14 protein-coding genes are annotated in these 21,218 nt (G+C 71.8%); 11 read left to right on the forward strand and 3 right to left on the reverse strand.

Translation table 11 applies throughout. The features are described 5' to 3' along the window. Positions 1 to 4 precede the first annotated feature (4 nt). Together ABTX60_RS02550 and ABTX60_RS02555 are read right to left on the reverse strand one after the other, a co-directional pair. A complete protein-coding gene (locus ABTX60_RS02550) occupies positions 5 to 1,243 on the reverse strand; it encodes an ADP-ribosylglycohydrolase family protein (protein WP_352095245.1) in 1,239 nt (412 codons plus the stop codon). Beyond that, positions 1,240 to 2,265 carry an ADP-ribosylglycohydrolase family protein gene (locus tag ABTX60_RS02555; RefSeq protein ID WP_352095246.1) on the reverse strand — a complete coding sequence of 342 codons (1,026 nt, stop codon included), beginning with the start codon at positions 2,263 to 2,265 and terminating at the stop codon, positions 1,240 to 1,242. Before ABTX60_RS02555 ends, ABTX60_RS02550 begins: the two co-directional genes overlap by 4 nt. Positions 2,266 to 2,493: 228 nt before the next feature. On the opposite strand from ABTX60_RS02555, the gene ABTX60_RS02560 reads away from it, so the two are divergent. The 5 genes from ABTX60_RS02560 to qcrB all read left to right on the forward strand — a co-directional run bounded on the left by ABTX60_RS02560 (position 2,494) and on the right by qcrB (position 12,386). Next, on the forward strand, positions 2,494 to 3,225 hold the full coding sequence (locus ABTX60_RS02560; protein ID WP_352095247.1) for a VIT1/CCC1 transporter family protein: 732 nt from the start codon (positions 2,494 to 2,496) through the stop codon (positions 3,223 to 3,225). A 385-nt stretch (positions 3,226 to 3,610) separates the two neighbouring features. After that, entirely contained in the window at positions 3,611 to 8,209 is a 4,599-nt protein-coding gene (gltB, locus tag ABTX60_RS02565; protein WP_352095248.1) for a glutamate synthase large subunit, read from the forward strand. Beyond that, on the forward strand, positions 8,202 to 9,665 hold the full coding sequence (locus ABTX60_RS02570; protein WP_352095249.1) for a glutamate synthase subunit beta: 1,464 nt from the start codon (positions 8,202 to 8,204) through the stop codon (positions 9,663 to 9,665). Before gltB ends, ABTX60_RS02570 begins: the two co-directional genes overlap by 8 nt. Before the next feature lie 197 nt (positions 9,666 to 9,862). Then, positions 9,863 to 10,597, forward strand: coding sequence for a vWA domain-containing protein (locus ABTX60_RS02575; RefSeq protein WP_352095250.1), 735 nt, complete (start codon positions 9,863 to 9,865; stop codon positions 10,595 to 10,597). A gap of 133 nt (positions 10,598 to 10,730) precedes the next feature. Further along, the gene (gene qcrB, locus ABTX60_RS02580; protein WP_352095251.1) at positions 10,731 to 12,386 is read left to right on the forward strand and encodes a cytochrome bc1 complex cytochrome b subunit; all 1,656 of its coding nucleotides are present in this window, start codon (positions 10,731 to 10,733) and stop codon (positions 12,384 to 12,386) included. 139 nt (positions 12,387 to 12,525) lie between these two features. On the opposite strand, the gene ABTX60_RS02585 is transcribed toward qcrB, so the two are convergent. Continuing rightward, positions 12,526 to 13,413 carry a hypothetical protein gene (locus ABTX60_RS02585; RefSeq protein WP_352095252.1) on the reverse strand — a complete coding sequence of 296 codons (888 nt, stop codon included), beginning with the start codon at positions 13,411 to 13,413 and terminating at the stop codon, positions 12,526 to 12,528. Positions 13,414 to 13,535: 122 nt separating this feature from the next. Between ABTX60_RS02585 and ABTX60_RS02590 the strand changes: the two genes are divergently transcribed. The 6 genes from ABTX60_RS02590 (at position 13,536) to ABTX60_RS02615 (ending at position 21,215) form a co-directional block, all read left to right on the forward strand. After that, positions 13,536 to 14,012 carry a GNAT family N-acetyltransferase gene (locus ABTX60_RS02590; RefSeq protein ID WP_352095253.1) on the forward strand — a complete coding sequence of 159 codons (477 nt, stop codon included), beginning with the start codon at positions 13,536 to 13,538 and terminating at the stop codon, positions 14,010 to 14,012. 20 nt (positions 14,013 to 14,032) lie between these two features. Then, positions 14,033 to 14,383 carry a chorismate mutase gene (locus tag ABTX60_RS02595; RefSeq protein ID WP_352095254.1) on the forward strand — a complete coding sequence of 117 codons (351 nt, stop codon included), beginning with the start codon at positions 14,033 to 14,035 and terminating at the stop codon, positions 14,381 to 14,383. Positions 14,384 to 14,520: 137 nt separating this feature from the next. Further along, positions 14,521 to 15,072 carry a response regulator gene (locus ABTX60_RS02600; RefSeq protein ID WP_352095255.1) on the forward strand — a complete coding sequence of 184 codons (552 nt, stop codon included), beginning with the start codon at positions 14,521 to 14,523 and terminating at the stop codon, positions 15,070 to 15,072. 67 nt (positions 15,073 to 15,139) lie between these two features. Then, on the forward strand, positions 15,140 to 17,632 hold the full coding sequence (pepN, locus tag ABTX60_RS02605; RefSeq protein ID WP_352095256.1) for an aminopeptidase N: 2,493 nt from the start codon (positions 15,140 to 15,142) through the stop codon (positions 17,630 to 17,632). Between the two features lie 779 nt (positions 17,633 to 18,411). Continuing rightward, entirely contained in the window at positions 18,412 to 19,806 is a 1,395-nt protein-coding gene (locus ABTX60_RS02610; protein ID WP_352095257.1) for a pyridoxal phosphate-dependent decarboxylase family protein, read from the forward strand. Beyond that, entirely contained in the window at positions 19,803 to 21,215 is a 1,413-nt protein-coding gene (locus ABTX60_RS02615) for a lysine N(6)-hydroxylase/L-ornithine N(5)-oxygenase family protein (protein WP_352095258.1), read from the forward strand. The genes ABTX60_RS02610 and ABTX60_RS02615 overlap by 4 nt, the downstream gene beginning before the upstream one ends. The last annotated feature ends 3 nt before the right edge of the window (positions 21,216 to 21,218 follow it).

Raw genomic sequence — 21,218 nt, forward strand, 5'->3', positions numbered from 1 at the left:
CGCATCATCCACCCGGGCGGGCCGGTTGTACGGCTTCCAGGAGTTCGGCGAGTTCCACGAGGTCCGTGCCGGTGAGGTGGGGCAGGACACAGCCGGAGAGGGTGCGGCAGGTCTCCCGCCACGACTCGGGGACGGACGCGCCGCCGCCCAGTGCGCCGGTGAGGGCGCCTGCCAGGGCCGGGGCGGAGTCCGCGACGCGGGACAGGCAGGCCGCCGCGGGGACCGCCTCCGCGATGCGGCCGCGGGCGGCGGTGGCCAGGGCGAGGGCGACCGGGACGGTCTCGGCGGCGGCGATGCCGTAGCTGTAGACGTGGTCGACGATCTGGTGCTCCAGGGGTGGGACCAGGGCGAAGGCACTGTCCGCGGCGGTGGCGAGCTGCAGGGCGTGCCGGGCGTTGCGGCCGATCTCCGTCTCCTCGGGGAGCTCGGTGAGGGCCGCGCGGACGCAGGCGTCGACGTCCGTGCCCGCCAGGGCGAGGGCGAGTGCCGCCGCCATCGCCCTGGCGCCGTGGACGCCGTCACCGTCCTGGGTGTAGCGGGCGTCGAACTCCGCGAGGCCGGCGGCGCTCCGGGGGTCGCCGGGGTGGGCCAGGGCCAGGACGCAGGCGCGTACGCAGGCGGCGTCGTCGAAGTAGTGCGGGTTGTCGTGGCCGGTGGCGGGCGGGCGCAGGCCGGTGGCGAGATTGCCGAGTCCGGCGCGGACGGAGATGCGGGCGCGCAGGGGGAGGACGGCGGACTCGATCTCGGGGGCGCGGTCCGCCGCGGCGGCGACCTCGGCGGCGAGGGCGTTCCAGGTGAGGTCGATGGCGGCTCGGGTGCGGCGGTCGCGGCTGAGGTCGTTCAGGACGGTGTCGTCGCCTGCGCGCAGGAGGGCTTCCGCGGCGAAGGCCGCCCATTCGGCGTCGTCGGAGGGGCCGAGGCGAAGGGGTTCGGGGGGCTGGTTCAGGGCGATGGGGACGGGCAGGGTGGTGGTGGCGTTGTGTTCGGCGAAGGTGTCCAGTTCGCGGGTGAGGCGGCGGGTCCAGTCGGGCATGCGGGCGGCTCTGTGCCGGGTCGCGGGCCAGCCGGCGGCGTCACCGGCGGCGAGTCCGAGCAGGAGGCCTTCGGCCCGTCTTGTGGCCTCGGCTTCGCCTTCGGCCCTGTTGTCTCCCGCCCGCGCACCGCCCGTGACTGTCACCCGAGGGGCCCTGGTCTCCTGTGGGGCGCGCTCGCCGTCGGCGGCTGCCCGCGTGTGCGTCGTCATGCGGGGGTCTCCGATCCGTCGCCCGCTGCCAGGACGAAGTCGCTCGGGCTCGGCTCCTCGCCCGGGTCCGCCGGGGACAGCAGGTCCGCCACGTCCAGGACGTGGTAGCCGGCCATCGCCGGGAGGCATCGGCCGTGGACCGGGCCGATGGGGGTCGCCCACGCCTGCGGGATCGCCGACACGCCCCGCGTCGCGCCCGCCAGTGCCCCCGCCACCGCCGCCGTGGTGTCCGCGTCGCGGCCCATGTTCACCGCGGTCAGGACCGACTGCTCGAAGTCGCCGTCGGCCGCCGCGTACGCGCCGAAGGCGAGGGCGACCGCCTCGGGGGCCAGGTCGGTCCAGGGGTAGCCCCCGATGACGACCGCGGAGCGGACCGCGCGTTCGCCGCGGTGGGCGACGGCCACCGCGCGGCGCAGGCTGCGGGCCGTCCAGGAGTCGTCGGGGACGACCGCGAGGGCCGCTGCCACGACCGCGTCCGACGGGGCGCCCGCCATCGCCGCCGCGACACCCGCGGCCACCGCCTTGCCGCCGTGGATGCCCTCGCCGTCATGGCTCACCGAGCCGTCGATCGCGACCAGCCGGGCCGCCTCCGCCGGGCGGCCCGCCGCGAACACCCCGAAGGGGGCCGCCCGCATGGCCAGGCCGTCGCTCCAGGCATGCCGGTGCTGGGCGGAGATCGGGGCGGCCAGGCCCCGGCGGAGGTTCTCCAGCGTGCCGCGTTCGCTGAACCCGGCGCCCCGGAAGGGGCCCTCGTCGCGGTCGGCGATCAACTCGTGCCAGGCCGCCTCCACATGAACCGGGGTGAGTGCGGAGCCGTGCCGGGCCAGCAGCAGCCCGGAGAAGATCGCGTACTCGGTGTCGTCCGTGCCGGACGGGTCGTCGGAGACGTACCCGGTGATCCGGCCCCACCGTGCGCGAATCTCGGAGGGCTTCATGTTCTCGGCGGGGGCCCCGAGCGCGTCACCGACGGCCAGGCCCAGCAGTGCGCCCCGTGCCCGTGCCCGGAGCCCGATCGATGCCATGGGGGATCTGTCCCACTCCGGCGACTCCGCCGAGCCTCACGCGCCCCAGCATCACCCGGTCGACATCTGTGCGGAGTGATGATCAAGTGAGCGGAAAAGGGTAAACCCGCAGGTTAGCGCAGCCTTTCCTTGCTGGCGGGGACGGAATTCGAGGCGTAGTTTTGGCGTTGTAAAACTCTGGAACGAGTCCAAAGACAGTCCGGTGGACGGGGAGTGGGGTTCTTTTTCATGGCCATCATCGAGACCGAGGCGACGCTGCACGAGGCGCACCGGGACAATCACACGCACCGGGACGTCAACGGCGGCTGGCTGCGTCCCGCGGTGTTCGGCGCGATGGACGGCCTCGTCTCCAACCTCGCCCTGATGACCGGTGTCGCGGGCGGGGCGGTCAGCCAGCACACCGTCGTCCTCAGCGGACTCGCGGGCCTGGCCGCCGGCGCCTTCTCCATGGCCGCCGGCGAGTACACCTCCGTCGCCTCGCAGCGCGAGCTCGTCGAGGCCGAGCTGGACGTCGAGCGCCGCCAGCTGCGCAAGCACCCCAAGGACGAGGAGGCCGAGCTCGCCGCGCTCTACGAGTCGAGGGGGGTCGAGCCGCGGCTGGCCGAAGAGGTGGCCCGGCAGCTGTCGAAGGATCCCGAGCAGGCCCTGGAGATCCACGCCCGGGAGGAGCTGGGCATCGACCCCTCCGATCTGCCCTCGCCCACCGTCGCCGCGGTGTCCAGCTTCGGCTCCTTCGCACTCGGCGCGCTGATTCCCGTCGCGCCCTATCTGCTGGGGGCGAGCAGCATGTGGCCGGCGGTGCTGCTGGCGCTGCTGGGGCTCTTCCTGTGCGGCGCGGTGGTGGCCAAGGTGACGGCACGCACCTGGTGGTACAGCGGGCTGCGGCAGCTGTTCCTGGGAGGCGCGGCGGCCGGTGTGACGTACGCCCTGGGCACCGTGTTCGGAACGGCCGTAGGATAGCGCGGCTCGGACCTATGCAAGGGACTGCATAGGTAGTCGTTACTCGTTGGTTTCGGATGTGCGACCACCGGGCATGAGCCGTAAGCGCTGCGGGCAACGACGCTCGCCGCGCACCCCCAGCGGGTTGGGTGAAGACGCCTGCCCCGCTCCCCGGACCCTACGCAGACCGATCTGACCCGATCGTTTCGTGCGGTCCCTCCACAGCTTCCACTGCTGGTGCGGTACCCCCGCCGCGAACCCGCAGTGTCCGCATGCTGGAACGGATTATCCCGGTTCCCGAGAACCGCTCCATCATGTAACCTGCACGAAATTTTGCGATCACGCGAGGGCCAACGTCGTCCCTCGGCACTTTTTGCATATGCCACAGACGACGACGGGAGAGCCGATGCGTACGCCGCGCCAGCCGTCCCAGCATTCCGCGAATGGCCAGAACTGGTCCTTCATGGATGCTCGCCCTGCTGCGCAGGGTATGTACGACCCCCGCAACGAGCACGACGCCTGCGGCGTCGGCTTCGTCGCCACCCTCACCGGCGAGGCGTCCCACACCCTGGTGGAACAGGCTCTGACCGTTCTGCGCAACCTCGAACACCGCGGCGCCACCGGCTCCGAGCCCGACTCCGGCGACGGCGCCGGCATCCTGTCGCAGGTCCCGGACGCCTTCTTCCGTGACGTGGCCGGATTCGAACTGCCCGACGCCGGTTCCTACGCCGTCGGCATCGCCTTCCTGCCGGAGGACTCCACCGCCGACGCCGTCTCGCAGATCGAGACGATCGCGGCCGACGAGGGCCTGACCGTCCTCGGCTGGCGCGAGGTGCCGGTCGCCCCCCAGCTGCTGGGTGCCACCGCCCGGTCGACCATGCCGGTCTTCCGCCAGATCTTCGTCGCCGACGGCACTTCGGAGGGCATCGCCCTCGACCGCAAGGCCTTCGTGCTGCGCAAGCGCGCCGAGCGCGAGGCCGGCGTGTACTTCCCGTCGCTGTCCGCGCGGACCATTGTCTACAAGGGCATGCTGACCACCGGCCAGCTGGAGCCCTTCTTCCCGGACCTGTCCGACCGCCGCTTCGCCTCCGCGATCGCGCTCGTGCACTCCCGGTTCTCGACGAACACGTTCCCGTCGTGGCCGCTGGCCCACCCGTACCGCTTCGTCGCGCACAACGGTGAGATCAACACCGTCAAGGGCAACCGCAACTGGATGGTGGCCCGCGAGTCGCAGCTGGTCTCCGACCTGTTCGGCTCCGACGACAAGGCCATCGACCGGATCTTCCCGGTCTGCACGCCGGACGCCTCCGACTCCGCGTCCTTCGACGAGGTCCTCGAACTCCTGCACCTGGGCGGCCGTTCCCTGCCGCACTCCGTGCTGATGATGATCCCGGAGGCGTGGGAGAACCACGACTCCATGGACCCGGCCCGGCGCGCCTTCTACCAGTTCCACTCCACGATGATGGAGCCCTGGGACGGCCCGGCCTGTGTCACCTTCACCGACGGCAAGCAGGTCGGCGCGGTCCTCGACCGCAACGGCCTGCGCCCCGGCCGCTACTGGGTCACCGACGACGGCCTCGTCGTCCTCGGCTCCGAGGTCGGCGTGCTGGACATCGACCCCTCCAAGGTCGTCCGCAAGGGCCGCCTCCAGCCCGGCCGCATGTTCCTCGTCGACACCGTCGAGCACCGCATCATCGAGGACGACGAGATCAAGGCCGAGCTCGCCGCCGAGAACCCCTACGCGGAGTGGCTCGAGGCCGGCGAGATCGAGCTCGAGGACCTGCCCGAGCGCGAGCACATCGTGCACACCCACGCCTCGGTCACCCGCCGCCAGCAGACCTTCGGCTACACCGAGGAGGAGCTGCGCGTCCTCCTCGCGCCGATGGCCAAGGCCGGCGCCGAGCCGATCGGCTCGATGGGCACCGACTCGCCCATCGCCGCGCTGTCGGACCGCCCGCGCCTGCTCTTCGACTACTTCACCCAGCTGTTCGCGCAGGTCACCAACCCGCCGCTGGACGCCATCCGCGAGGAACTGGTCACCTCCCTGCGCTCGTCGCTGGGCCCCCAGGGCAACCTGCTCGACCCGACGGCCGCCTCCTGCCGCAGCGTCCTGCTGCCCTTCCCGGTCATCGACAACGACGAGCTGGCCAAGCTCATCCACATCAACGCCGACGGCGACATGCCCGGCTTCAAGGCCGCGACGCTGTCCGGCCTGTACCGGGTGCACGGCGGCGGTGACGCGCTGGCCGCGCGCATCGAGGAGATCTGCGCCGAGGCCGACGCCGCCATCGACAACGGCGCCCGCCTCATCGTCCTGTCGGACCGCCACTCGGACGCCGAGCACGCGCCGATCCCGTCGCTGCTGCTCACCGCGGCCGTCCACCACCACCTCATCCGCACCAAGCAGCGCACCCAGGTGGGCCTGCTGGTCGAGGCCGGTGACGTCCGCGAGGTCCACCACGTCGCCCTGCTCATCGGCTACGGCGCCGCCGCCGTCAACCCGTACCTGGCGATGGAGTCCGTCGAGGACCTGGTCCGTGCCGGGACGTTCCTGCCCGGCATCGAGCCCGAGAAGGCCATCCGCAACCTCATCTACGCCCTCGGCAAGGGCGTGCTGAAGGTCATGTCCAAGATGGGCATCTCGACCGTCGCCTCCTACCGAGGCGCCCAGGTCTTCGAGGCCGTCGGTCTCGACGACGCCTTCGTCGAGAAGTACTTCAACGGCACGGCCACCAAGATCGGCGGAGTCGGCATCGACGTCGTCGCCAAGGAGGTCGCCGCCCGGCACGCCAAGGCCTACCCGGCCTCCGGCATCGCCCCCGCGCACCGCGCGCTGGAGATAGGCGGCGAGTACCAGTGGCGCCGCGAGGGCGAGCCGCACCTGTTCGACCCGGAGACGGTCTTCCGCCTCCAGCACTCCACCCGCTCCGGCAAGTACGACATCTTCAAGAAGTACACCGAGCGCGTGAACGAGCAGTCCGAGCGGCTGATGACGCTGCGCGGCCTGTTCGGCTTCAAGTCGGACCGGCAGCCGATCTCCATCGACGAGGTCGAGCCGGTCTCCGAGATCGTCAAGCGCTTCTCCACGGGCGCCATGTCGTACGGCTCCATCTCGCAGGAGGCGCACGAGACCCTCGCCATCGCCATGAACCAGCTGGGCGGCAAGTCCAACACCGGTGAAGGCGGCGAGGACGCGGAGCGCCTGTACGACCCGGCCCGCCGGTCGTCCATCAAGCAGGTCGCCTCCGGCCGCTTCGGTGTGACCTCCGAGTACCTGGTCAACTCCGACGACATCCAGATCAAGATGGCCCAGGGCGCCAAGCCCGGCGAGGGCGGCCAGCTGCCCGGCCACAAGGTCTACCCGTGGGTCGCCAAGACCCGTCACTCGACCCCGGGCGTCGGTCTGATCTCCCCGCCGCCGCACCACGACATCTACTCCATCGAGGACCTGGCCCAGCTGATCCACGACCTGAAGAACGCGAACCCGCAGGCGCGGATTCACGTGAAGCTGGTCTCCGAGGTCGGCGTCGGCACGGTCGCGGCCGGTGTGTCCAAGGCGCACGCGGACGTCGTCCTGATCTCCGGCCACGACGGCGGCACGGGCGCCTCCCCGCTCACCTCGCTGAAGCACGCCGGCGGTCCCTGGGAGCTCGGCCTCGCCGAGACCCAGCAGACGCTGCTGCTCAACGGCCTGCGCGACCGCATCGTCGTGCAGACCGACGGCCAGCTGAAGACCGGCCGTGACGTGGTCATCGCCGCGCTGCTCGGCGCCGAGGAGTTCGGTTTCGCGACCGCGCCGCTCGTCGTCTCCGGCTGCATCATGATGCGCGTCTGCCACCTCGACACCTGCCCGGTCGGCATCGCCACGCAGAACCCGGTCCTGCGCGAGCGCTACTCCGGCAAGGCCGAGTACGTCGTGAACTTCTTCCAGTACATCGCCGAAGAGGTCCGCGAGATCCTCGCCGAGCTGGGCTTCCGCTCCATCGAGGAGGCCGTCGGCCACGCCGAGACGCTCGACGTGACCCGCGCGGTCGACCACTGGAAGGCGCAGGGCCTGGACCTGGAGCCGCTGTTCCATGTGCCCGAGCTGCCCGAGGGCGCGGTGCGCCACCAGCTGATCGCCCAGGACCACGGCCTGGAGAAGGCGCTCGACAACCAGCTGATCAAGCTGGCCTCGGACGCGCTCGCCGCTTCCGGCGCCACCGACGCCCAGCCGGTGCGCGCCCAGGTGCAGATCCGCAACATCAACCGCACGGTCGGCACCATGCTCGGCCACGAGGTGACGAAGAAGTTCGGTGGCGCGGGCCTGCCCGACGACACCATCGACATCACCTTCACCGGCTCCGCGGGCCAGTCCTTCGGCGCGTTCGTGCCCAGCGGTGTCACGCTGCGCCTGGAGGGCGACGCCAACGACTACGTCGGCAAGGGCCTCTCCGGCGGCCGGATCGTCGTCCGCCCGGACCGCGCGGCCGACCACCTCGCCGAGTACAGCGTCATCGCCGGCAACACCATCGGCTACGGCGCCACCGGCGGCGAGATGTTCCTGCGCGGCAAGGTCGGCGAGCGGTTCTGCGTCCGCAACTCCGGCGCCACGGTCGTCTCCGAGGGCGTGGGCGACCACGGTTGCGAGTACATGACCGGCGGTCACGCGGTGGTGCTCGGCGAGACCGGCCGCAATTTCGCGGCCGGCATGTCCGGCGGTATCGCGTACGTGATCGACCTGGACCGCGACAACGTCAACGTCGGCAACCTGGACGCCGTCGAGGCGCTGGACGACACCGACAAGCAGTGGCTGCACGACGTGGTCCGCCGCCACCAGGAGGAGACCGGCTCGACCGTGGCCGAGAAGCTCCTGAGCGAGTGGGACACCGCCGTCGAGCGCTTCAGCAGGATCATCCCCAGCACGTACAAGGCAGTGCTCGCCGCCAAGGAAGCCGCCGAGCGAGCCGGTCTCTCCGAGACCGAGACCCACGAGAAGATGATGGAGGCGGCGATCAATGGCTGACCCGAAGGGCTTCCTGAACCACGGGCGCGAGCTCGCCAAGTCCCGCCCCGTCGAGGAGCGCGTCAAGGACTGGAACGAGGTCTACGTCCCCGGCTCCCTGCTGCCCATCATCAGCAAGCAGGCCAGCCGCTGCATGGACTGCGGCATCCCGTTCTGCCACAACGGCTGTCCGCTCGGGAACCTCATCCCCGAGTGGAACGACTACGCCTACCGCGAGGACTGGGCCGCCGCCTCGGAGCGTCTGCACGCGACGAACAACTTCCCGGAGTTCACGGGCCGCCTGTGCCCCGCTCCCTGCGAGTCGGCGTGTGTGCTGGGCATCAACCAGCCGCCGGTCACCATCAAGAACGTCGAGGTCTCGATCATCGACAAGGCGTGGGAGACCGGGGACGTCGCCCCGCAGATCCCGGAGCGCCTGTCCGGCAAGACCGTCGCGGTCATCGGCTCGGGCCCGGCGGGTCTCGCCGCCGCCCAGCAGCTGACCCGCGCCGGCCACACCGTCGCCGTCTACGAGCGCGCGGACCGCATCGGAGGCCTCCTCCGCTACGGCATCCCCGAGTTCAAGATGGAGAAGCGGCACATCAACCGCCGTATCGAGCAGATGCGCGCGGAGGGCACCCGCTTCCGCACGGGCATCGAGATCGGCCGCGACCTGAAGGCCACGGACCTGAAGAAGCGCTACGACGCGGTCGTCCTGGCCGTCGGCGCCACCACGGCCCGTGACCTGCCGGTGCCCGGCCGCGAGCTCAAGGGCATCTACCAGGCCATGGAGTACCTGCCGCTGGCCAACAAGGTCCAGGAGGGCGACTACGTCACCACTCCGCTGTCGGCCGAGGGCAAGCACGTCGTGGTCATCGGCGGCGGCGACACCGGCGCGGACTGCGTGGGCACCGCCCACCGCCAGGGCGCGGCTTCCGTCACGCAGCTGGAGATCATGCCCCGCCCGGGCGAGGAGCGGAACGCCGCCTCCCAGCCGTGGCCGACCTTCCCCATGCTGTACAAGGTCACCTCGGCGCACGAGGAGGGCGGCGAGCGGGTCTACTCCGTCTCGACGACCCACTTCGAGGGCGACGAGGACGGCAACGTCCAGTGGCTGCACCTCACCGAGGTGGAGTTCATCGACGGCAAGCTGACCCCGAAGCCGGGCTCCGAGCGCAAGATCCCCGCGCAGCTGGTGACCCTCGCGATGGGCTTCACCGGCACGGACCGGGAGAACGGCCTGGTCGAGCAGTTCGGCCTGGAGCTCGACGAGCGCGGCAACATCGCCCGCGACGCCGACTTCCGGACCAACGTGCCGGGCGTGTTCGTCGCCGGTGACGCCGGCCGCGGCCAGTCGCTCATCGTCTGGGCGATCGCCGAGGGCCGCTCGGCGGCGCGCGGAGTGGACCGTGCGCTCACGGGCGCCAGCGAGCTGCCGGCGCCGATCCGTCCCACGGACCGCTCGCTGATGGTCTGACGGTCCATCGAAAAGACGTCCCGTACAAAGGCGTGCGGAACACTGACGGCGCCTGCCCCACAGTCCCCGACCGGACGATTGGGCAGGCGCTGTCGCATGTCCTGAGCCGTTCCGCGTCCCCCAACTCCTCGGTTCGGCCGACCGGATGCCGGAACCGGGCGACGGGGTGGTCGTCGAGCAGTGAGAGGATGCGGCCCATGGTCGCGATCAGTCTGAGCAAGGTCCAGGAGACCGCTCCCGCGCTGGTGAACCTCTACAAGAGCGCCGGGGTGTCCCTCGCCAAGCACGGGCTGGGCGGCCTGCGGGCCGCGGTCTACCTCGTGGTCGACTACTCCGGCTCGATGAAGCCCTACTACAAGGACGGAAGCGTGCAGGCGCTGGCCGACCGGGTGCTCGGGCTGTCAGCGCACCTGGACGACGACGGCAGCGTGCCGGTCGTGTTCTTCTCCACCGATGTCGACGCCGAGACCGAGATCGATCTGGCCGGCCACCAGGGGCGGATCGACCGGATCGTCGCCGCGCTCGGGCACATGGGGAAGACCAGCTACCACCTGGCGATGGACGCCGTGATCGACCACTACCTCGACAGCGGCTCGACGGAGCCCGCCCTGGTGGTGTTCCAGACCGACGGCGGGCCCATCAACAAGCTCGCCGCGGAACGCTACCTGTGCAAAGCGGCGAAGCTGCCGCTGTTCTGGCAGTTCATCGGGTTCGGCGACCCGGGCAGCAAGCAGTTCGACTTCCTGCGCAAGCTGGACGAGCTGGCCGTGCCGGGCAAGCGGGTCGTCGACAACGCCGGGTTCTTCCACGCGGGGCAGGACCCGCGGAAGGTCCCGGACGCCGAGCTGTACGACCGGCTGGTCGGCGAGTTCCCGAAGTGGCTCGTGGCCGCACGGGCGCAGGGGATCGTCAGGGACCCCGGCGGCCGCTGAACCGGGCCCCCTCGCCCCCGGCTCCACCACTCGATCGACCCTAGCCCCCCTGGCCCAACCGCTCGTACGCCCCGTTTGCACGGCCGCGCCACCGTGCCACGCTGGGAAGGATCCGACGGGGAGGCGACGACGTATGGGCGACGACGGCGCACGACGGGTGTACGGGACGGACTCCGCTCGGCGGAGACCTCCCGCCGGCTCGGGCGAGAAGCTCGCCGACTGGGCCGACGGACGGCTCGGGCTGTTCGCGCTGGCCAAGGCCAACATGCGCAAGGTCTTCCCGGACCACTGGTCCTTCATGCTGGGCGAGGTCACCCTCTACAGCTTCGTCGTGCTGATCCTCACCGGCGTCTACCTCACCCTGTTCTTCGAGCCCAGCATGCAGGAGGTCGCCTACAACGGCTCCTACACGGAGCTCAACGGCGTCCTCATGAGCAGGGCGTTCGAGTCCACGCTGGACATCAGCTTCGACGTGCGAGGCGGGCTGCTGATCCGGCAGATCCACCACTGGGCGGCGCTGGTCTTCATCACCGGCATGCTGGTGCACATGATGCGGGTGTTCTTCACCGGAGCCTTCCGCAAGCCGCGCGAACTGAACTGGCTCTTCGGCTGGACCCTGCTGATGCTCGGCATCATCACCGGCCTGACCGGCTACTCCCTGCCCGACGACCTGCTGTCCGGCACCGGCATCCGCTTCGCACAGGGCGCGATCCTGTCAATCCCCATCGTCGGGACGTACCTGTCGTTCTTCCTGTTCGGCGGGGAGTTCCCGGGCGAGGACATCATCTCGCGGCTCTATCCCGTCCACATCCTGCTGCTGCCCGGGATCATGCTGGGCCTGGTCACCGCCCATCTGATCCTGGTCTTCTACCACAAGCACACCCAGTTCCCCGGCCCCGGACGCAAGGAGCGCTCGGTCGTCGGGATGCCCTTCCTGCCGGTCTACATGGCCAAGGCCGGCGGCTTCTTCTTCCTCGTCTTCGGCGTGCTGGCGGTGATGGGCGCGGTCGCCCAGATCAACCCCGTGTGGGCCTTCGGCCCCTACCGCCCCGACCTGGTCACCACCGGCGCCCAGCCCGACTGGTACCTGGGCTTCTCCGAGGGCCTGATCCGGGTGATGCCGGGATGGGAGATCAACCTCTGGGGGCACACCCTCGTCCTCGGCGTGTTCATCCCCTTCTCGCTCTTCCCGCTGATCCTGCTCGCCCTCGGCCTCTACCCCTTCCTCGAGGCGTGGATCACCGGCGACAGACGCGAGCACCACATCCTGGACCGGCCGCGCAACGCGCCCGTGCGCACCGGCCTCGGCGTGGCCTGGCTGACCCTGTACGCCGTGCTGCTGATCGGCGGCGGCAACGACATCGTCGCCACCCACCTGCACCTGTCCATCAACGTGATCACCTGGTTCGTGCGGATCGGCGTCTTCGTGCTGCCGGTCGCCGCCTTCATCGTCACCAAGAAGATCTGCATGGGCCTGCAGCGCCGCGACCGCGCCAAGGTGCTGCACGGCAGGGAGACCGGCACCATCAAACGGCTCCCGACCGGCGAGTACCTCGAGGTCCACGAGCCCCTCACCCAGAGCGAGCTGTTCACGCTCACCCAGCACGAGCAGAACCCGCCCTACGAGATCGGGCGCGAGGTCGACGCGGGGGGAGTGCGCCGCAGGGTCAAGCGGTCCGAGCGGCTGCGCGCCCGGCTCGCGAAAGCCATGTACGGGCCCGACGCGCGGATCGAGAAACCGACCGCCGAGCAGTACCGGGAGATCACCAGCGGCGACCACCCCCACTGACGGCCGGGGCCGGGGCGCCGAAAACGCAGCCCCCGGCCTCGCCCGCCGACGGCACCCACCTGTCTCACCGCGGGCGCCGAACGTGCCCTAGCCACGGGCGCCGAAAGCGCACGCCCCGGCGCCCGGTCCGCCCGCGCCCCTACGTATCGCACTCCAGCACACTCCGGCACAGCGCACACCGCGCCCGGACCCGGCCGCTCACCGGCACCCTGATCCGCTGATGGCACGTGGGGCAGGGGAACGACACCCGCAACCGCCCGCCCCCGTCGGGCGAGAACGCGTACGGCACCCCCGGCTGCGGCGGGCCCGCCGCAGCGTGCCGCCGGTCCCGGGCGTACCGCCGCCGCCCCGCCCATCCCGCCGCCGTCAGCGGCGGCTGCTGCTCGTCACGCCGAGCCAGCTCCATCCCCTTCACATACGCCGTGTACGCCTGCGCACTGGTGAACCACACCGCCGGGTCCTCCCCGAACGCCAGCGCCCGCTTGGCCAGCACGTACCCGAACTCCTCCGGCGTGAGATACCCCAGCTTCTGCGACGACGCCCCGTCCTCCCGGTACGCGTCCAGCAACAGCCACCCCGCGCCCAGGTACGTCGTCACCGTGTCCGTGAGGATCTCGTTGTCCCGCACACCCGGGAAGGACAGGCCGAGGCGATGCAGGTACACATGCGTCACCTCGTGCGCGAGGGCCGCCCCGATGTCCCGCCGATGCGTACGGAACCGGTCGTTCAGCTCCACGAAGTACTCCGGCCCGGCCGTGAGCTCCACGTTCGCCGCGTGCCGCATCTGCCGGAAGCTCACGACCAACCGGGCGTCCGGCAGCCGGTAGTGCCGCACCAGCTCGTGCGCCACCCGCTGCGCCCCCAGATACAGATCGTCGGTGTCGCAGAACGCCACGTCGACGGGGAGCACGCTCGTCGCGAACGTCCGGACGGTGTCGTGGGACAGCCGCTTGTACAGCGCCGTGACGGCGGCCCGCACCGTCTCCAGATGCGGGTAGCCGTGCTCGACCGGCCCGTCGTTCGCCACGCCTCACCCCCAAGACGCCCCTGAACCCGGTTCCACTGTACGAGGGCGGGCCCCGCCGCGGACGGGCCCGGCACGGCGAAACCCGGTCGTCGCCCCCGCGCGCCTCCGGCAGAATCCGGGCCGTGACCAGCGAACAGCACACCGCCGCCGGCTCCCTCCGCGTGGGCGGCCGGGACGACGCCCTCGAACAGCGGCTCGACGACGAGCTGACCGCCTTCAACACCGCCGCCGCCGACGGGGCCGTCACCGAGCCCCTCTCCGTCTCCGTCACCGACGACAGCGGCGACCTGGTCGGCGGGCTCACCGCCTGGACCTGGGGCACCCTGTGCTCGGTGGACATGCTCTGGGTACGCGAGGACCAGCGGCACTCCGGCTGGGGCGGCCGGCTGATGCGCGCCGCGCAGGACGAGGCCGTCCGACGCGGCTGCACCGACATGATCGTCTCCACGTACAGCTTCCAGGCACCCGCCTTCTACCCGAGGCTCGGCTTCATGGAACGGGCCCGCATCCCCGGCGTCCCCGGCGGCCACGAGGACGTCTACTTCCACAAGCGACTCTTACCGCCGAGGGATGAGACGCCCTTCGGCCGCCCGGCGTGATCCCCGTAGGCTGACGCCCCATGACCACCAGCAACACCGGTTCCCCCGACGTCGACCCCGCCGTCCGCGAAGAGCTCGCCCGGCTGCGCGACAGCATCGACAACATCGACGCCGCCGTCGTCCACATGCTCGCCGAGCGCTTCAAATGCACCCAGCAGGTCGGCCACCTCAAGGCCCGGCACCAGCTGCCGCCCGCCGACCCGGCCCGCGAGACCCGCCAGATCGCCCGGCTGCGCGCCCTCGCCGAGAACGCCAAACTCGACCCCGCCTTCGCCGAGAAGTTCCTGAACTTCATCGTCGCCGAGGTCATCCGCCACCACGAGCGCATCGCGGACGAGGCGCTCAACGGCGCCGCCCCAGGCGGCAACTGACGTCGCGCGCGCCCCGGGGGAGTGACACGGCGGCCCACTCGGGGCATGCTGCGCCGTACACAGCAGGTCAGCTGACGAGCACTGCGCGTCAGTGTCCCGGACTACTCTGGTCCTCCACGAGGGAGGGGCGTGGGGTCATGCCGTCGGATACCAGGATCCTCATCGTCGACGACCATGAGGACACGTTGTACGCGCTCGAAAGCGCCCTGGCCCCGCTGGGCTACCTGCTCGGCAGGGCCACCAGCGGCGACAAGGCACTCAAGCAGGTGCTCCGCGGCCAGGTCGGCCTGCTGCTGCTCGACGTGCGCATGCCCGGCGTCAGCGGACTGGAGGTCGTGCGCTACATGCGGCGCGTGGAGCAGACCCAGCACATCCCCGTCATCCTGCTCACCGGCTTCGGCGCCGACCACGAACTGACCACCGCCGCCTACCGGCTCGGCGTCGCCGACCTCGTCATGAAGCCCGTCGACCCCTGGGCCCTGCGCACCAAGGTCCGCTACCTCTACGACGCCCACCGGCGCCATCTCGCCCTGGAGAGGGAGGTGCACCGCCTGCGCGCCCTCGCGGGGGAGCACACCGAGACCGCCGCACACGCCGTGCGCCCCGGACTGCCGCATCCCGACGCGCGCGTGCCCACGCAGCGGCCCATGGGGGCGCACGCCGGGGAGCTCGAAAAAGACCGCACCTAGACCGGACATTGGGCACGTACCGATCCGCCTCTGTGCCTTGCCGACGCCATCAGGCAGCATGTCTCGCATGTCCGTACTGACGCGCGACGAAGCGCAGACCCGAGCAGAGCTCCTCGACGTCCACCACTACACGATCGAACTCGACCTGACCGGCGGAGACGAGACCTTCGACTCCCGCACCCTGATCAGGTTCGCCACCCGCGTGGACGGGGACACCTTCGTCGAGCTCAAGCCCGCCGAGCTGCGCTTGGTCACCCTCGACGGACAACCCCTGGACCCGGAGGCCCTGGACGGCAACCGGCTCGCCCTGACGGGCCTCACCGCCGGCGAGCACGAACTGCGCGTGGACGCCCGGATGCGCTACTCCCGCACCGGCGAGGGCATGCACCGCTTCACCGACCCCACCGACGGCGAGACCTACGTCTACACCCAGCTGTTCATGGACGACGTCCAGCGCGTCTTCGCCGCCTTCGACCAGCCCGACCTCAAGGCCGTCTTCGAACTGTCCGTGACGGCCCCGCCGAACTGGACCGTCCTCGCCAACGGCATCACCGAACAGGCCGACGGCGTATGGAAGGCGGCCCCCACTCCGCTCATCTCCACCTACCTGGTGGCCGTCGCCGCGGGCCCCTGGCACTCCGTGCGCACCGAACACCGGGGCCTGCCCTTCGGCCTGCACTGCCGCCGCTCCCTCGCGCCCTACCTGGACGCCGACGCCGACGAACTCCTCGACGTCACCCGCGCGTGCTACGACCGCTACCACGAGAAGTTCGACGAGCCCTACCCGTTCGACTCCTACGACCAGGCCTTCGTCCCCGAGTTCAACGCCGGCGCCATGGAGAACCCGGGCCTGGTCACCTTCCGCGACGAGTTCGTCTACCGCTCCGCCGTCACCGACACCGAACGCCAGACCCGCGCCATGGTCATCGCCCACGAGATGGCCCACATGTGGTTCGGCGACCTCGTCACCCTCAAGTGGTGGGACGACATCTGGCTGAACGAGTCCTTCGCCGAGTACATGGGCTACCAGACCCTCACCGAAGCCACCCGCTTCAACGACACCTGGACCGACTTCGGCGTCACCCGCAAGTCCTGGGGCTACGACGCCGACCAGCGCCCCTCCACCCACCCCGTCGCCCCCGAGGCCGTCGACGACACCGCCTCCGCGCTGCTCAACTTCGACGGCATCTCCTACGCCAAGGGCGCCAGCGCACTGCGCCAACTCGTCACCTGGCTCGGTGAGAAGGACTTCCTCGCCGGCATCAACACCCACTTCGCCCGGCACAAGTACGGCAACGCCACCCTCGCCGACTTCATCGACAACCTCGCCGGCGCCACCGACCGCGACGTCCACGCCTGGGCCGACGCCTGGCTGCGCACCACCGGCGTCGACACCCTCACCCCGCGCGTCACCCCCGGCGAGCACGGCACCTGCGTCCTCACCGTCGACCGCGCCGGCAGCCGCCCGCACCGCATCGCCGCCGGCCTCTACGACCGTGACCTCGGCGACGACGGCGGCCAGCTCGTGCTGCGCGAACGCCTCCACCTCGACCTCCCGCACACCGAAGCCCACCCCATCGGCAAGCGGCCCGCCCTGCTGCTCCTCAACGACGGCGACCTCACCTACGCCAAGGTCCGCTTCGACCCCGAGTCCTTCGAGACCGTCCGCAAGGACCTGTCCGGACTCCCCGAACCGCTCACCCGTGCGGTCGTCTGGAACGCCCTGCGGGACGCCGTACGCGACGGCGAACTCGCCCCCCTCGCCTACCTGGAGACCGCCCGCGCCCACCTCCCGCTGGAGAGGGACCTCGCCATCGTCCAGGGCGTCCTCGCCTTCGCCTCCACGTACATCGCCGACCGCTACCTCACCCCCGAGGAACGGCCCGCCGCAGTCGCCACCCTCTCCGAACTGTGCCGCGACCTCATCCGCCGCACCGAGGACGGCGACAACCCCGGCCTGCGCCTGATCGCCGTACGCCACCGCATCGACGTGGCCGCCCACCCCGACACCATCGCCGCCTGGCTCGCCGACGGCACCGTCCCCGGCGGCCCCGAGCTCGACCCCGAGCTGCGCTGGCGCGTGCTCGCCCGGCTCGCCGTCCTCGGCGCGACCGACGAGGCCGCCATCACCGCCGAACTGGAACGCGACCCGAGCGCCACCGGCCAGGAGGGCGCCGCCCGCTGCCGGGCCGCCCTGCCCGACCCCGAGGCCAAGGTCCGCGCCTGGGAGGCCATGTTCGGCTCCGACGACCTGTCCAACTACCTCTTCACCGCCACCGCCCGCGGCTTCTGGCAGCCCGAACAGGCCGACCTGGTACGTGAGTACGTCGGGCGCTACTACGCCGACGCGGTCGCCGTCGCCGGCCGCCGCGGCCCCGCCATCGCCGACGCCGCCGGCCGCTGGGCCTTCCCCGCGCACGCCGTCGACGCCGACACCCTCCGCCTCGGCGAGGAATGCCTGCGCGACGCCGACCCGATCCCCGCGCTGCGCCGCAAGCTGGTCGACCAACTGGACGACCTGGCACGGGCGTTGCGGGTCCAGCGGGCCGGGGAGAACTAGGGGCGGCGGGAGAGCTGTGGCCGACGGCGGCTGAGGCGGCAGGGGACACCTGGAGGCGGCGATGGCTGTGGCGGTGAGAGCCAGGAGCCTGCGAGCCAGGCAGGCGTCCCGAGAGCCAGGATCGGCGGGAACCGGAGCCGACGGCATAGGGCATGCGACGGGCGGTCGGCCCCTTCCGCCGCTGCGACGGGCCGGACGCCCGTGACCTGGGCGGCTCCGCCGACCCATGACCTGGGCGGCTCCGCCCGGCCGTGACCTGGGCGGCTCCGCCGATCCGTGACCTGGGCGGCTCCGCCCGGCCGTGACCTGGGCGGCTCCGCCGATCCGTGACCTGGGCGGCTCCGCCCGGCCGTGACCTGGGCGGCCTCGCCCGGCCGTGACCGGGGCGGCTCCGCCGATCCATGACGGGCGGCTCCGCCCGGCCGTGACCTGGGCGGCTCCGCCCGGCCGTGACCTGGGCGGCCTCGCCGACCCATGACCTGGGCGGCTCCGCCCGGCCGTGACCTGGGCGACCTCGCCCGGCCATGACCAGGGCGGCCTCGCCCGGCCATGACCGGGGCGGCTCCGCCGATCCATGACCAGGGCCGCCTCGCCCGGCCGTCACCGGGGCCGCCCGCCCGCCCCTCCGCCGCCCGGGCCGCGAACCACTCGGCCCTCCTCGGGAACCGAGGCCGACGGCCGCGCCGCTTCGGCCGGTTTCCCGTACGGGAGATACCTCCACCCGGGTCGGGTCGTTGAGCCGTACGGGCGTCTCGCCCCGCGCCCCGGAGGTCAGCCCCATGTGCACGCCGCCCCTCGCCTCAGGCCCTGAAGGCCCCCGCGCCCTGCGGCCGTTGCTCGGCACCGTCCTCGAGGCGCTGGTCACCGGCGCCCGGGCCCGGGGCGGGCCGCTGCCCGCGGGCGGACCCGACGCGGTCGCCGCCCGCCTGCGAGAAGCGGTGGGGGAGCTCCTGCCCGAGCAGGGCGACCCCCAGGCCCTGCCCACTCTGGTCCGGGCCTTCGCGGAAGGCGCCGCCGACCCGGCCCACCCCCTGTGCGCAGCCCACCTCCACTGCCCGCCCCTAGCCGTCGCCACCGCCGCCGACCTCGCCGCCTCGGCCCTCAACCCGTCCCTGGACTCCTGGGATCAGGCCCCGGCGGCCTCGGAGCTGGAAGCCCTGACGGCAGGCGTGCTGGCCAGGGAGATCTACCCGGAGAACGGCACGGCCGAGGCCCTCGTCACCACCGGCGGCACCGAATCCAACCAACTCGCCCTGCTCCTCGCCCGGGAAGCCCACGGCGGATCCCTCCGGCTCGTGTGCGGGGCCAACGCCCACCACTCACTGCCCCGCGCCGCCTGGCTGCTCGGACTGCCCGAACCCGTCGTCGTACCCGCCCCGGGCGGCACGCTCGACCCCGACGCGCTCGACGCGGCCCTCACCGGCCTGCCCGGCCCGCTGCTCGTCGCCGCCACCGCCGGCACCACCGACACCGGACGCATCGACCCGCTGCCCGGGATCGCCGCCCGCTGCGCCGCCCACGGCGCCCGGCTGCACATCGACGCCGCCTACGGCGGCGGCCTCCTCTTCAGCGACCGTCACCGCGCACGCCTCACCGGACTCGACGCCGCCCACACCGTCACCCTCGACCTGCACAAACTCGGCTGGCAGCCGGTCGCCGCCGGCCTCCTCGCCGTCCGGGACCCCCGCGACCTCGCCGCCCTGCGACAGCACGCCGACTACCTCAACGCCGACGACGACACCGAGGCCGGACTTCCCGACCTGCTCGGCCGGTCCCTGCGCACCACCCGCCGCCCCGACGTCCTCAAACTCGCCGTCACCCTCAAGACCCTGGGGCGCAGCGGCCTCGGCGCGCTCGTCGACCAGGTCTGCGCCCACGCCCGGGACTTCGCCGCCCTCGTCGACGCCCACCCCGGCTTCGAACTGCACGCCCCGCCCGTCATCAGCACCGTGCTGTTCCGGCCCACGGGCGCCACCGACACCACCGTGGCCGCCGTGCGCCGGGCACTGCTCACCGACGGCCGCGCCGTCCTCGGCCGGGCCCGCCTCGACGGCCGGCTCTGGCTCAAGGCCACCCTCCTCAACCCCGCCACCGGGCCCGACGACCTGGCCGCCCTGCTGCACCTCGCGGCAGCGAGCCGAGCCACACTCGTGGAAGGACACACCCCCCGATGAACCCCGCACCCACCCCCGACCCCGACGCCCCCCGCGACCTCGTCGGCATCGGCATCGGCCCCGCCAACCTCTCCCTGGCCGCGCTCGCCCACCCGCTCGACGGCCTCGACACCGTCTTCTACGACCAGAACCCCGCCTTCGGCTGGCACCCTGGCCTGCTCATCGAGGGCGCCACCCTCCAGGTCCCGTTCCTCGCCGACCTGGTCACCCTCGCCGACCCCACCAGCCCCTGGACCTTCCTCAACTACCTCAGGTCCCGCGAGCGGCTCTTCCCCTTCTATTTCGCCGAGCGCTTCCACATCCAGCGCGCCGAGTACGACGCCTACTGCCGCTGGGTCAGCGAGAACCTCCCCGGGCTCCACTTCGGCCACCAGGTCGACGCCGTCCGCTGGAACCCCGAACGCGACGTCTTCGAGGTCGACTTCACCCAGCTCGACAGCGACGGAGAGGCGGAAGCCCTCGGCCGGACCTACACCCGCGACATCGTCCTCGGCATCGGCACCGAGCCCTACGTCCCCGACCCCCTCAAACCCCTCGTCGAGGCCCCCGGCGTACCCGTCGTGCACGCCGCCGACTACCTCGACCACCGTGCCGCCCTGCTCGCCGCCGAACACGTCACCGTCGTCGGCATCGGACAGTCCGGCGCCGAGGTCTTCCTCGACCTGCTGCGCAACCGGCCCGCCGGACGCGAGAAACTGCACTGGCTGGGCCGCACCGGCGCCTTCGCGCCCATGGAGTACTCCAAGCTCGGCCTGGAGCACTTCACCCCCGACCACACCCGCTACTTCCACGCCCTGCCCGAACCCACCCGCGACCGGCTCGTCGAGGGCCAGTGGCAGCTGCACAAGGGCATCGACGCCGCCACCATCGCCGCCGTCCACGACGAGCTCTACCGTCGCACCCTGCACGGCGGCTGGCCCGACGCCGTCCTCACCCCCGGCGTACGGGTCCGCACCGCAGGCCGGGTCGCCACGACCAAGGTGGAACTGCACCTGGAGCACGACCTGCAGAACAGCCGCTCCCGCCTCACCACCGACGCCGTCGTCCTCGCCACCGGCTACCGCGAACGCCCCCTCGACCGGATCCTCGCCGGCCTCGACCCCTACATGCGCCGCGACAACCGGGAGCGGCCCCGCATCGACGAGGACCACCGGCTCGTCCTCGACCCGTCCGTCACCGGCACGGTCCACGTCCAGAACGCCGAGACCCACACCCACGGCGTAGGCGCCCCCGACCTCGGCCTCGCCGCCTGGCGCAGCGCGATCATCCTCAACACCCTGACGGGCGGGGAGGCCTACGCACTCCCCGCCCGCACCGCCTTCACCACCTTCGGCCTCACCCAGCGGGCGCACGTCCCGCCGCCCCGCGAGGCACCGGCACTGACCCCGCTCGTCGACGACCGAAGGTGACGA

Origin of the sequence: Streptomyces sp. NPDC126510 (assembly GCF_040302345.1) — a bacterium.
Taxonomy (GTDB): Bacteria; Actinomycetota; Actinomycetes; order Streptomycetales; family Streptomycetaceae; genus Streptomyces.